Annotated in this window: 13 protein-coding genes; 1 reads left to right on the top strand and 12 read right to left on the bottom strand. The window is 57.2% G+C overall.

Going from position 1 to position 13,123, the window contains the following annotated elements; translation table 11 throughout:
- Window positions 1–131: 131 nt before the first annotated feature.
- The 11 genes from FGU71_RS06245 to hisN all read right to left on the bottom strand — a co-directional run bounded on the left by FGU71_RS06245 (window position 132) and on the right by hisN (window position 10,947).
- Window positions 132–701, bottom strand: coding sequence for a pyridoxamine 5'-phosphate oxidase family protein (locus FGU71_RS06245; RefSeq protein WP_142787760.1), 570 nt, complete (start codon window positions 699–701; stop codon window positions 132–134).
- Window positions 701–1,063, bottom strand: a complete 363-nt coding sequence (locus FGU71_RS14275; RefSeq protein WP_142789011.1) for a GFA family protein — start codon at window positions 1,061–1,063, stop codon at window positions 701–703. Before FGU71_RS14275 ends, FGU71_RS06245 begins: the two co-directional genes overlap by 1 nt.
- Window positions 1,063–1,932, bottom strand: coding sequence for an alpha/beta fold hydrolase (locus FGU71_RS06235; RefSeq protein ID WP_142787759.1), 870 nt, complete (start codon window positions 1,930–1,932; stop codon window positions 1,063–1,065). The genes FGU71_RS14275 and FGU71_RS06235 overlap by 1 nt, the downstream gene beginning before the upstream one ends.
- A gap of 38 nt (window positions 1,933–1,970) precedes the next feature.
- Complete coding sequence (locus FGU71_RS06230; RefSeq protein ID WP_142787758.1) at window positions 1,971–3,503, bottom strand: peptide chain release factor 3; 1,533 nt, start codon at window positions 3,501–3,503, stop codon at window positions 1,971–1,973.
- 20 nt (window positions 3,504–3,523) lie between these two features.
- Entirely contained in the window at window positions 3,524–5,935 is a 2,412-nt protein-coding gene (pheT, locus tag FGU71_RS06225; RefSeq protein ID WP_142787757.1) for a phenylalanine--tRNA ligase subunit beta, read from the bottom strand.
- Window positions 5,932–7,032 carry a phenylalanine--tRNA ligase subunit alpha gene (gene pheS / locus FGU71_RS06220; protein ID WP_142787756.1) on the bottom strand — a complete coding sequence of 367 codons (1,101 nt, stop codon included), beginning with the start codon at window positions 7,030–7,032 and terminating at the stop codon, window positions 5,932–5,934. Before pheS ends, pheT begins: the two co-directional genes overlap by 4 nt.
- Window positions 7,033–7,351: 319 nt before the next feature.
- Window positions 7,352–8,254: a helix-turn-helix domain-containing protein gene (locus FGU71_RS06215; protein ID WP_142787755.1), complete on the bottom strand. Its 903-nt coding sequence runs from the start codon at window positions 8,252–8,254 to the stop codon at window positions 7,352–7,354.
- Window positions 8,255–8,438: 184 nt separating this feature from the next.
- Entirely contained in the window at window positions 8,439–8,798 is a 360-nt protein-coding gene (rplT, locus tag FGU71_RS06210) for a 50S ribosomal protein L20 (protein ID WP_142787754.1), read from the bottom strand.
- Between the two features lie 51 nt (window positions 8,799–8,849).
- The gene (gene rpmI / locus FGU71_RS06205; RefSeq protein WP_142787753.1) at window positions 8,850–9,053 is read right to left on the bottom strand and encodes a 50S ribosomal protein L35; all 204 of its coding nucleotides are present in this window, start codon (window positions 9,051–9,053) and stop codon (window positions 8,850–8,852) included.
- 152 nt (window positions 9,054–9,205) lie between these two features.
- Window positions 9,206–10,138, bottom strand: coding sequence for an oxidoreductase (locus FGU71_RS06200; RefSeq protein ID WP_142787752.1), 933 nt, complete (start codon window positions 10,136–10,138; stop codon window positions 9,206–9,208).
- 41 nt (window positions 10,139–10,179) lie between these two features.
- Complete coding sequence (gene hisN, locus FGU71_RS06195; RefSeq protein WP_142787751.1) at window positions 10,180–10,947, bottom strand: histidinol-phosphatase; 768 nt, start codon at window positions 10,945–10,947, stop codon at window positions 10,180–10,182.
- Window positions 10,948–11,157: 210 nt separating this feature from the next.
- Here hisN and FGU71_RS06190 point away from each other — a divergent pair, with 210 nt between their 5' ends.
- Window positions 11,158–12,120, top strand: coding sequence for a helix-turn-helix domain-containing protein (locus tag FGU71_RS06190; protein WP_142787750.1), 963 nt, complete (start codon window positions 11,158–11,160; stop codon window positions 12,118–12,120).
- Window positions 12,121–12,128: 8 nt separating this feature from the next.
- Here the strand turns inward: FGU71_RS06190 and FGU71_RS06185 are convergent, their stop codons facing one another.
- Window positions 12,129–13,064, bottom strand: coding sequence for a ribose-phosphate pyrophosphokinase (locus FGU71_RS06185; RefSeq protein WP_142787749.1), 936 nt, complete (start codon window positions 13,062–13,064; stop codon window positions 12,129–12,131).
- Between the last annotated feature and the right edge of the window lie 59 nt (window positions 13,065–13,123).

Genomic DNA, 13,123 nt, shown 5'->3' with positions numbered 1-13,123 from the left:
GAATCTCGCGCATTTGGTCAGCAGTAAGGCACACTCGCTGCCTACTTTTTAATCTTTTGGTCACTTTTTAGGCAAGTTAGCTGCGCATATATGTCGCGGGGCACCTTTGCGATCTTTTGTTTCAATAGAAACTATTCGCCTGCAATATACCTGTCTGTGGCGCGGGTCGGCAGGCCATCGATGCTACGTGTGCGCGACGCACGCTTTGCTTCCCATTTGGCCGGGTCCGATTGGCGATGCGATTTCAGCAAAGTTTCGCGCTCGGCCTCAAGGCTCATGAAGGGCACACCCCAGCCGCAGCTTGTCTGCACACTTTGAACCTCGATATCGAAAATCTGGCGTGTACCCGGCAGCAGCGTGAAATGTCCGGCCAATTCGCTCCACCCGGCATCCTGAGGCAAAACCGGCGTGCCCGTGCCATAAATGCGCAAGATCAAGGCGGGCCGGTCAAAATTGCAGAACATTATCGTAATTCGGCCCTTGTCGGCTTGCTCTGCGACCAGATGGGCATGTGTCTCATTGCCCGAACCTGCAAGATCGAGATACGCAACCCGCTTTGGCGATAACACGCGAAACGCATCATACCCTTTGGGGCTGAGATTGATGCGGCCATCGGCAGCAGCGGTCGCAACAAAGAAAACCGGCTGTTTCTCGATCATCGCCGTGTGCTTTGGATCAAGCGCATCGAAAAACTCAGCCATCAGTCCATACCTTTGCCAACAGTCGCGCGAACAGGAATGCCCGCCGGGTCAAAACCATTCAGACAATACACATTTACACCGACAAAGTCCGGTGTGATGCGTTTACGGTGGAATGGATATATCCCGCAGGTTGAGCAGAAGAAGTGCCGCGCGGTGAATGTGTGGAACTGATATTCACTCAGCGCGGCATCGCCTGAAAGCAATTCAAAGTCGCTTTCGTGCACTTTCACCATGAGCGCATTCTTGCGGCTGCACATTGAACAATCACAAGTCGTCAATTCCGGGAAATCGGTTTGGATTGCGAACTGTACTGCACCGCAATGGCAGCTTCCAGTGACGCGTTCCCTGCCCCTTACCCCCATCACAGGAAGTCTCGTAGCACGCCCATAAATTTGTCAAACTGATCATGGTGGAGCCAGTGGCCTGCCGATTTGAATTCAATCACTTTGGCTGTGTTGAAATGTGCAATCCGGCCGTCCGTCTCAGGGTTGGAGGCCCAGCTGTCGGCACCGTAAAGCAGCAAAGTAGGACACGTAATCGCCCCCCATGTCGCCTCGATGAATTCATCTGCGACATCTTCCACACCCCAAACATTAAGATGCGGATCAAATTTCCAGCTGTAGGTGCCGTCTTCGTTGCGATTGACCCCGTGGATTGTGAGATGGCGCGCCTGATCCTCGGTTAAGTAGGAATTTTCCTCAATCATCCGCGCGAAGGCGGCTTCGATGGTGTCGTATTTGCGCGGCATTCTGCCTGCGGCCTTGCGCTTTTTCTCGATCCATTCGCGCATCCGCTCGGGATATGGTGTCGAGCGCTGCTTCTCTTTCCATTCGGGCGACGGGCCCAGGCCTTCAATAGCAACCAGCTTCGTGACCATTTCCGGGAACATGCCGGCGTATCGCAGCGCGACATTGCCGCCCATCGAGTGCGAGACAATGGTGACCGGACCGCGCCCCAGCTGATGAACCAACTGCGCCAGATCATACACCATGTCATTCGTATGATAATTGCCGTCGGAAACCCAATCGCTGTCGCCGTGCCCGCGGTGATCCATCGCCACGACATGCCAATCCTGGGCAAGCTGCTCCGCCGTCCAATCCCAGCTGCGCGCGTGATCGCGTCCGCCATGAACGAGAACCAGTGGCGGTTTTTCGGAATTCCCCCAGTCAAAATAATTGAGCTTAAGGCGCTGCGATATGAAGGTTTGCGATGTTGGGCCAGATACAGTCATGCATCCGGCTTTGCCGCGAAGCGTGGCTCCTCGCAAGCCTACCGTTCTTTTGTCGCGGAAAATGTCAGGTCAGGGTTTTTCTCGACCTGATAATTCACGTCCCACGGGCTTTTCGCCAGGAACACCAGATCACCATCGCGGTCTCTGGCAAGATTGGGGCGATTGAAACTCTCGAATTCGTCGAGCAATTTGGGATCACCCTTGATCCAGCGCGCGGTGGCGAACGGAGAATCCTCGAGCGCGGCCTCGACTTTATACTCCGCAGACAATCGCGAAATCAGCACTTCAAGCTGCAGCTGCCCGACAACGCCAACGATATGATTGGCACCAAGCTCGGGATAGAACACCTGAATCACGCCTTCTTCCGATAGATCGTCCAGCGCTTTGCGAAGCTGCTTCGTCTTGGTCGGATCTTTGAGCTGAACACGCCGCAGGATCTCGGGCGCGAAATTGGGCAGGCCCGTAAATCGAACTGTGTCTTTTTCAGAAAGCGTATCGCCTACGCGCAACGTGCCGTGATTGGGGATGCCGATGATGTCGCCCGCCTCGGCAGTGTCGGCAATCTCGCGATCCTGCGCAAAGAACAGGATCGGGGAATGGATCGCAATCGGCTTTCCCAGACCGGACGGGGTGAGTTTCATCCCGCGTTTGAACGTCCCGGAAACCTGACGCATAAATGCGATGCGGTCCCGATGGTTCGGGTCCATATTTGCCTGAACCTTAAAGATAAAGCCGGTCACCTCGTCATATTCGGGTGCAATTTCGTCGTCACCGGCGGGCTGGGCGCGCGGTGGCGGGGCATATTTTGCGATCGCATCGATCAGTTCGGTGACGCCGAAATTCTTAAGCGCGGATCCGAAGAAAACCGGCGTCAAATCGCCGCTGCGATAGGCCTCCAGATCAAACTCGGGATAACCCACCTGTGCCAGTTCGGCTTCCTCGGCAAAGTCTTCGGGGATGGCAGGATCGCTGTCCCGTTTGCCCAGAAATTCTTTTGAAGGTCCTTCGGGGCGGCTGACTTCACCTGTGGCAAAATCAAGGATGCCCTCGAATTGCCCGCCCATGCCGATCGGCCACATTTGCGGCGATACATCGAGAGCAAGCATGTCGGCGACTTCATCCAGGGTCTCAAACGGGTCGCGTCCTTCGCGGTCCACCTTGTTCACAAAGGTGATGATCGGGACATTACGAAGCCGGCAAACCTCGAACAATTTGCGGGTCTGAGGCTCGATACCTTTCGCCGCGTCGATCACCATTACCGCGCTGTCTACGGCGGTTAGGGTCCTGTAGGTGTCTTCTGAAAAGTCCTCATGACCCGGCGTATCGAGCAGGTTGAAGGTGATTGTCTCGCCTTCATATTCCTTGTCAAACGTCATGACCGATGACGTGACCGAGATGCCGCGTTGCTGCTCGATCTTCATCCAGTCGGAGCGTGCACGCCGAGCGGCTCCGCGCGCCTTAACCTCACCGGCAAGATGGATCGCGCCGCCTTGCAGCAGCAGTTTTTCCGTCAGTGTGGTCTTACCCGCGTCAGGGTGCGAAATGATCGCAAAGGTACGGCGATTGGACATGGTGATTTCAGCGGCCCGGATTACCCGCGCAGCTCTGCCCCCTGTTTGGTGGCCGAAGCCACAATCGCATCCGAAATCGCTTTGAGATCGGCGTCTTTATAAGACCTGTCCTGCGGCTGAAGTGTTACCTCAAGCGCAACCGATTTCTTCCCTTCGGGCACGCCTTGCCCTGCGAAGACATCGAACACGCGGGCCTCGGTAATATTCGCCTTATCCGCGCCTTTGACCGCGCGCACCAGATCGGCTGCGGCCAGATCGGCTGGAACCAGAAACGCGAAATCGCGCGTCACCGATTGCAACGCAGGCGGGCTAAAGCCTGGCCGCGCAAAGCCGATCGGGCCTTTGCCGCCCTTCTTTTGCGGGATCGCATCAAGGAAAATTTCCACCGCTGCGACCGGGCCATCCATATCAAACGCCTTAAGCGTCGCAGGATGGATCATCCCGAACCGCGCCAGCACTTTCTTGGGGCCGAGACGCAGAGTCGCCGACTGTCCGGGATGGAATTGGGTCCCGTCGCCATCGACCACCGGTTCCATAACCATCAGCTTATCCGCCGGAGCCCCCGCAGCAGCAAGCAAATGCAGCGCTGCCGATTTCGCGTCATAAGCATCAAACGGCACCGCTTTGCCAGTGGCCCAGCCGCGCGGTGTTTTCTCACCAGAGAGCACTACGCCAACCGCCGCGCGTTCATCGCTAAGACCGTCTTTTCCGCGGAAATAGCGCCGCCCGATTTCGAACAAACGGCTGGAGGCGCTGCCGCGCGTTGCCGCGCGCTTTGATGCGGTCAGCAATCCCGGGATAAGCGATGGGCGCATGACCTTCATGTCTTCGCTGATCGGGTTTGCCAATTTCCAAAGGTCATCTGTCGCGGTGAAATGTGCCGCTTCTGCTTCGGGCAGGAACGACCATGTAATCGCCTCGTTCAATCCGCTTGCCGCCGCGGCGCGGCGCAGTTTGCGCTCAAGCATTTGTGCAGGCGTTGCGGTTGGCCGCGCCACACCCTCTGCGCGAGGCAGCGGGACGCTTTCCACTTTATCCAGCCCGTGAATGCGCACGATTTCTTCGACCAGATCGGCTGGCCCTTCGATATCATGCCGGCGCAGCGGGCACCGTACCTGCCAGTCATCACCGACCGTAAAATCGAGCTTTTCCAGGATACCGCGTTGCTCATCATCAGGCACGGTAATCCCGCCCAGCTTGGCGGTAAGTGCCGTGTTGAAAGCGACCACTTTTGCATCGCTTGGCGCGGCCCCGGCGCGGATTATTTCCGTCGCACTGCCGCCTGCCAATTCGACGATCAAACCGGTCAGCAGATCCAGCCCTTCTTCAAGAAATGCCGGATCAACGCCGCGCTCGAACCGGGTGCGCGCATCAGAGGCGAGGCCCAACTTGCGGCCAGTCACACCAATGCGAGGCGGGTCGAAATATGCGATTTCAAGCAACAGATCAGTGGTGCCATCGGACACGCCCGAATTCTCTCCGCCCATAATGCCGGCGATGTCATGGACCTCATGATCATCCGCGATCACCACCATGCTCTCATCGAGAGAATAGGTTTTCTCATTCAGCGCCAGCACGCGCTCGCCCGGCTTTGCGCGCCGCGCGACCACCGCGCCGGATAACTTGGATAGATCATACACGTGGGCGGGCCTGCCAAAAGCAAGCATCAGATAGTTCGTCAGATCGACCAGCAGCGAGATCGGGCGCTGGCCCGCACTTTGGAGACGCTGCTGCAACCAGTCAGGCGAAGGCCCGTTCTTCACGCCTTTGACAACGCGGCCATAAAACGCGGGACAGCCCTCGGGATCGTCCGTGCGAATTTCGACCGGACAATCACCGACAGCGTCGAATTTGGGAAATGCAATCGGCTTTAACGTGCCAAGCCCCGCCGCCGCCAGATCGCGCGCAATTCCATAGACACCCATACAATCTGGCCGGTTGGGCGTGATCGCAACATCGATAATCGGGGAAGACCCGTGATAGTCGGCAAAACTGTGACCAACAGGTGCATCATCAGGCAGCTCGATAATGCCGTCATGATCCTCACCCAGCTCAAGCTCGCGCACCGAACACATCATGCCGTTGGATTCGACCCCGCGAATGGCGCTTTTGCGAAGCTCCATGCCGTTTGACGGAACCACAGCGCCCGGCTGACCAAGAACGCCCATCATTCCCGCACGGGCATTGGGCGCGCCGCATACAACCTGCAACGGATCACCTTCGCCCGTATCGACTGTCAGAACTTGCAGCTTGTCGGCATCAGGGTGCTTTTCGGCTGTCAAAACCTTGGCGACGGTAAAGCCTGCAAGCCGCTCGGCCGGATCTTCGACCCCTTCGACCTCATGCCCGATCGCAGTGAGACAATCCGTAATCTGGGATAAAGTCGCATCCGTTTCGAGATGGTCTTTCAGCCATGTGGTAGAAAACTTCATGATGCCGCTCCTACACCGCCGGAAAGCGTGGGCTGGTCAACTGCCGAAAAGCCATAATGCGAAAGCCAGCGCGGATCGCCATCAAAGAACGCCCGCAGGTCGTTCATACCGTATTTGAGCATGGCGATACGATCGATACCAAGGCCAAAGGCAAATCCTTGAAATTCGTTTGGATCAACACCTGCCATTTCCAGCACGCGGGAATTGACCATGCCGCTGCCGCCCAGCTCCATCCAGTCATGGCCATCGGCATCGCCATGGCCGCCAACAACCCGCCGGTTGCCTTCGTTGGAATAGCCAACATCAACTTCGACACTCGGTTCGGTGAACGGGAAATAGGACGGGCGCAGACGCAGGGTGATGTCTTCACGCTCAAAGAACGCTTTAAAGAATGTTTCCAGCGTCCATTTCAGGTGGCCCAGATGAATATCGCGGTCGACCACGAGCCCTTCGACCTGATGGAACATCGGCGTGTGGGTCGCATCGCTATCGGAACGGTACACGCGGCCCGGCGCGATAATACGAATCGGAGCGCCCTGTTCCTTCATGGACCGGATCTGCACCGGTGAAGTGTGCGTGCGCAGCAACATGCTGGCCCCGTCGGCGGCTTTATCGGGGAAATAGAATGTGTCGTGCATCGCGCGCGCAGGATGGCTTTCATCCATATTGAGGGCGGTGAAATTGTGCCAGTCATCCTCGATTTCCGGACCGGTTGCCACGGCAAAGCCAAGGTCTGCAAAAATCTCGGCAAGCTCGTCCATCACCTGGCTGACCGGGTGCACAGAGCCGCTTGGCGCGAGACGCGCAGGCAAGGTCAGATCAAGCGTTTCGCTGGCAAGCTGCGCTTCGAGTTCTGCAGCCTCCAAAGAGGCCTTTTTGGCTTCGATAGCCTCCGCAATCTCGGCGCGAACTGCCTGAATCGCTGGCGCAGCCGCTTGCCGCTCGTCAGGGCTCATCTGCCCCAGCGTTTTCAAGGCAAGGCTCACCCAGCCTTTTTTACCCAGCGCGGCGACACGCTGTTCATCCAGCGCTTCCAGCGAAGCGGCATCGGCAATAGCAGCAAGAGCCGCGTCTTTTTGTGGTGTTAAATCAGTCATGGTCAGGCCCAAAAGAGTATGCCGGTCCGTTAGCGGTCCTTGGGGCGCGTTGCAAAGTGCGATTGGAGGCGTGACCGGTTTTCAAAGCCCGCTGCTGTTGAAACGCCACTCTCAAGCTCGACAAAAGCCTGGATAGTTCAACCTGATACAGCGATCCGTCCGGGCGCATTAGCTATCGATAGCGGCATATTGCAATTGTCAAAGGCACACCGGCTATTGCGGATTAACGATCTGAAATTCAGCATAAAATCGGCTTTTCCGGGATCGCGGTATTTTCGCGTGCGGATCGTTGAGCGCCCCGTGCCCGCTCGATGGCTTTCTAGCCAGGTGGTTTATCGAGCGCCTGCGCGGCACTGCCCCATACCCTTGCCCGCGCTTCGATGAAGGAGGAGAGGATCGGGTGATCGAGAGCCGCATATTCGCTCGGGTTCATGGTCATGAATTCATGAAATTCGCGCGTAAACTGGGCTTGATCATGATATTCTCCATCCATCGCCTCGGTCCAGCGACTGCCTTGATGAAGCATGTAACTGGCAAGGCTGCGGGTAAAGCGCTGACGCCGCATCAGTTTTTTCGGGGTGAAGCCGAAATAGCGGCGGCATACGCGCTCCAGCGTTCGGATGCTCATGCCGCACGCATCAGCCAGATCGCCCACCGCCAGAAATTCGCCGCTGACAAGTGCATGGTGAACCCGCTGTATCTTTGGTTCATCACGATTGGGGCGCATCATCTGCGTCAAATGATGGGTGATGCTCTCAATCTGCTCTTCACGGGTCGCCAGAGGATCACACAGAACCTTTTCAAGCACTGTAAACTTCGCAAACGCAGGATGCGCGGCGCCATCGCAGACGGTATTTGCCAGCTCATCTGCATCGACTTCGATAAACCGCGCCCACCCCATCGGGAGAAAGCCAATGCCCCACATTTCCGATGTGCCCAGTTCAAATTGCGCCGGTAGAGAGCTGGGTCCGGTCGCGTTGAAACGCGCATTCGAGACCTTTGTCGTGCCCATGTTTGCGCTGGGCCGACCGCCGCAAAAGAAGCGGATATTGGCCCATTCCGGTTGAAGGAAATCGCGCACGGTCCCGCCATTATCCACCTTGAGCGACAGATGGTAAAAGGTCGTGAAACAGCCATCCAGATGCGCAGGCGGCGTGTAGAAGTTACTGCGGACGGTATAGTCCGCGTCCAAATCTGTGCCTTCGCCCCGCCCATTTCCCATGCGGCGTTATGTGCAGAGATTGGCGGTTATGTACAAGGGTTTTGACGTATTCATACAAAAGCAGCACCGGCCCGGACACGAAACCGCATACGAAAAGGGCCCCGATGCCGCAGCATCAGAGCCCTGTTCATTCGGTTTTGCCAGACTGCCGCTTTCAAAAACAGCAGGCTGCTCAAGCCGTTATTTATGCAGGCAATGCTGCCTTCGCCTGAGCGATGATGGTTTTGAACGCTGCGCCTTCGTTCATGGCGAGATCGGCCATGACTTTACGATCCAGCTCGATGCCAGCGAGTTTTACGCCATGCATGAACTGTGAATAGGTCAGGCCTTCTGCGCGAACAGCCGCGTTGATCCGCTGAATCCAGAGAGCGCGAAAGTTGCGCTTGTTGGCCTTGCGGTCACGGTAGGCATATTGGCCGGCTTTTTCGACAGCCTGACGAGCAATGCGGATCGTGTTCTTGCGACGACCGCGATAGCCCTTGGCTTGTTCTAAAAGGCGTTTGTGTTTTTGGCGCGTGGTAACGCCGCGTTTAATGCGTGGCATATCAGTATATCCTTATTCTGGATGAGGCAGGAGCCGAAGCCCGGCGTGCCATCAATCGAGGCCGTACGGCGCCCATTTCTTGATCGTCTTGGTATCCGGGTCAGAAATGACCGAAGTACCGCGATTCTGGCGGATATACTTTGCATTGTGGTGGGTAAGACGGTGACGCTTACCAGCGACGCCATGCTTTACCTTACCGGTTGCAGTGATTTTGAAGCGTTTCTTCACACCGCTTTTGGTCTTCAGTTTGGGCATTTTCATCTCCTTTGTCAGAGACACATTGGACCAGCCCTGGCAGCCCTCGTCGCCAGGCCGGACTCGAAATCTGTGTCGTGAAGCACGCGCACTTAACGGTTTTGCGCGTCTTTGCAAGTGATTCGGCGGTCAGGAAGAGCCGGTCAAAGCCCTCACAGCGTCAATTCTTCGCCCACCAGATCCGCGCTGACCTGCCACAGCCGTTTTGCGACCCCCGCATCCATAGCCCGCCGCTCTACGTCTGCATCGCCAACAGGGCCGCGCGCATCAAAGAAACCGGTGGGGCCAAAATATCCGCCACTGACCGCGCCGGGCTCTGCCGCAGCAAGCGCGGTGGGCCATGCGCCGCGTGCCGCAGGCTGGGCGATTATCGCATTGCTCGCCGTGTAAACGAGCTTGAACAGAGGATTGGCCACTTTGCTTTGCAGCGGCGTGTCCGAATAACCAGGGTGACAGGCAATGGATTTCACGGACGAACCAGCCGCCTCCAAAAGCCGGTGCAATTCCAGTGCGAACAGCAAATTGGCGAGTTTCGATTGATTGTAAGCGCGATTGGGATCGTATCCGCGTTCCATCATCAAATTGTCGAAATCGATCCGGCCGAATTTGTGCATGATACTTGAGACTGTGACGACCCGCCCCTGCGAGGGATCGATCTGGTCAAACATCAACGCAGTCCAGAGAAAATGGCCCAGGTGATTGGTGCCCAGCTGCATCTCAAACCCATCAGCGGTCCGCTGTTTTGGCGTTTGCATAACGCCTGCATTGTTCACCAGCGCGGCAATCGGGCCGAACCGCTCTTTAGCCTCTTGTGCGGCGAGGCGGACCTGCGCCATGTCGGCCAGATCAAGCTGCAACATCTCAGCTTTGCCGCGTCCGATATTGACCAGTTTGGCCAGCGCCTGCCTGCCTTTGTCCGCGTTGCGCGCAGCGATCACCACATCTGCATTGTGTGCCGCAAGTATTTTGGCCGCTTCAAACCCGATGCCGGAATTGCCGCCTGTGATAATGTAGAGCCTGCCCGCAAGATCGGGCAGCGCGTCGGGGGTCCAGCCGGTGATCCCGCTGGTGTTCAAATGCGGCATGATAAAGCTCCTGTGAGGCGTATGAAACAGCGGGCGTCGTATCACCCCATCGCTTCAAGAACGCCCTCAAGCCGTGCCGGGTCCCCAAGGGCCAGAACAGTGCCGTCGCTATTGGCATCCAGAGGGTTCCCCTGCCAATCGCTCATCATCCCTCCTGCACCCTCCACGATCGGGACAAGCGCGGCGTAATCGTATAATTTCAGGCCCGCTTCGCAGACCATATCCAGATGCCCGCTAGCAAGCAGGCCGTAATTATAGCAGTCACCGCCCCACACCACGATCTGCGAAGTCTGGGCCGCCAGCGACATGAAAGCTGCACCCTGATCATCGGTGAAATATTGCGGCCCGGATGAGGCAAGCGTCGCATCGGAAAGCTCTTTACAGGGACGCGTTCTGATCGGCAGCCCATTCAAAGTTGTGCCTTCGCCGATGCGCGCGGCCCAGCGTTCCCCGGCAATCGGTTGATCAATCACACCCAGCACCGGCCAGCCATCCTGCAGCAACGCGATCAGAGTGCCAAAGATGGGCCGCCCGGCCATAAAGCTGATCGTGCCATCAATCGGATCGAGCACCCATTGCCGCCCGGCGCCTTCGTTACGCGTGCCGTATTCCTCGCCAATAATCCCGTCATCCGGGCAGCGTTCTTCGATGATCGCCCGCATCGCCGCCTCGGCAGCCCGATCTGCACCGGTTACCGGTGATGCATCAGACTTACGCTCATGGTTCCATTCTCCGCGGAACAGCGGACGAATGGCGTTTCCGGCGGCATCGGCAAGAGCATTGGCAAGGGCGAGATCGGCGGGGGTCATAGATATCCTCTTTATCGGGTACGCTATCGGGTACGCTTTGCCTAAACACTGGCCTGCATGATCGGTCAAATATCGAAATGCGCCTATCATCTTGGGCAATCGCGCTTAGAACCGGCTAAATGTTTGAACTGAACAGGAAAGAGTGACAATTGCGAGAGACCCGCTAGGCATGGTTGCTATCGCTCGACACGGGCAGAACCACAGGGCCGCATGAGTTCCGATACAAACACATCTGCACAATTGCACTCGACAACAGGCGTCACCGGTGAAGGCGATCCGCTGTCGACGAACCGCGCGCCTGACAAACGCATCCGTCCATGGGTTAGCCGCGCAATGGTTGCATACGCTTTTCAGCAAGGAGACGGCGCGCTCTCCGGTTCGCTTTGCAATGACGCGCCGTATTTACGCAGCGCGGTTGGCGTCGACTGGACGGTCGGAACGCGCGACGGCGAGCTAGAGATTCGTGATGAGACTTTCCTTTGCGGTCAGCACAGCAAGGTTATGCCGCTGCGGTATTCGGGAGGCATCAAGGTCGCGGGTCTGATGCTGCGCCCGGGGGCATTACGTACGCTGTTCGGAGTCCAGGATGAGGGCATGCTGGACCGGATCATCCCGATCGAGCGCGGCGGGATTGACGATGACGATGTGACCGGTCTGTTCGACCCATCGCTCACGCCGACTGCATGGTTGATGCGGATCGAAAGCTGGCTGGCGGATTACGTCCAGAAAACCGGTGCAGAGCCGCCCGATCAGATCGCTCAAGCGCTCGAAATACAAGCATTCACCGATCCCAATTGCGTGCTGAGTGAGTTTGCCGAACGTCAGAACGTCTCGCCGCGGACAGTCGAACGCATTGCCAAGCGCGATTTTGGCCTTAGGCCCAGCCAAGTTATGCGGCGCGCCAGGATCCTGGATCTTGCCGCACAATTATGCGGCGTGGCGGATATGGCCGAAGAAGACATCATTTTGCGGTTTTTCGATCAAGCCCACCAGATCCGCGAATTTCAGACCTTTTTCGGCATGACTCCAGTGGAATTTCAACGCAACCGGTCGGCCCTGCTTACTTTAAGCCTCGAAATCAGACAGGCGCGGCGGCTGGAGCTGCTGAATCGGATGGAGCCGGGCGCAATTCGGCCCTGGATGCGTAAACCGCTCCAGACGGCGACGCGCTGAACGCCGAATCAGTCAAACAGCGAGCTGACGCTGCTTTCATCCGCAATCCGGCGAATTGCTTCGCCGACAAGCGGGGCCATCGTCAGGATGCGTATCCGCTCAGATTTTTCGGCGGCTTCGGTGGGCCGGATCGAATCGGAAATAACCAGCTCTTTAAGCTTGGACCCGTCAATTCGCGCGACTGCCCCTCCTGAAAGGACACCGTGCGTAATGTAAGCCGCGACCGATTTCGCACCATTGTCCAGCAATGCTTCGGCGGCGTTGCAGAGCGTTCCGCCCGAATCGACAATGTCGTCAATCATGATGCAGTGGCGGCCCGCGACATCACCGATGATATTCATCACTTCGCTTTCGCCGGGACGATCACGGCGTTTATCAACGATAGCGAGCGGCGCATTGTCCAGACGTTTTGCCAAAGCGCGCGCGCGCACAACACCGCCAACGTCGGGGCTCACAACCATCAGATCCTGATCGCCATAGCGCGCCTGAATATCGGCAGCCATAACCGGCGCCGCATACAGATTGTCCGTCGGAATATCGAAAAAGCCCTGAATCTGGCCGGCATGCAGATCCACGGCTAGCACTTTATCTGCACCGGCTTCGGCGATCAGATTGGCAACCAGTTTGGCGGAAATTGGCGTGCGCGGACCGGGCTTTCGATCCTGACGGGCATATCCGAAATAGGGCACAACCGCAGTGATACGCTTTGCCGATGCACGGCGCAGCGCATCAATACAGATCAGCAGCTCCATCAGATTGTCATTTGCCGGAAAGCTCGTCGGCTGGACGATAAACACGTCCTCGCCGCGGACATTTTCGTGGATTTCAACGAACACTTCCTCGTCAGCAAAACGCCGTACGCTCACATCCGTCAAAGGTATTTCAAGATAGGCCGCGATGGCCCGGGCGAGCGGCAGGTTAGAATTGCCGGACATAATCTTCATGAGTCGCGAATCCCCGAAAACGGCTGATCCCCTCCGACTAGCTGACAGTCATGGAAACG

This window comes from Erythrobacter insulae (assembly GCF_007004095.1).
GTDB classification, from domain to species: domain Bacteria; phylum Pseudomonadota; class Alphaproteobacteria; order Sphingomonadales; family Sphingomonadaceae; genus Erythrobacter; species Erythrobacter insulae.
Note: the sequence above shows the minus strand (reverse complement) of the source record. Positions and strands in the feature narration are given on the sequence as shown.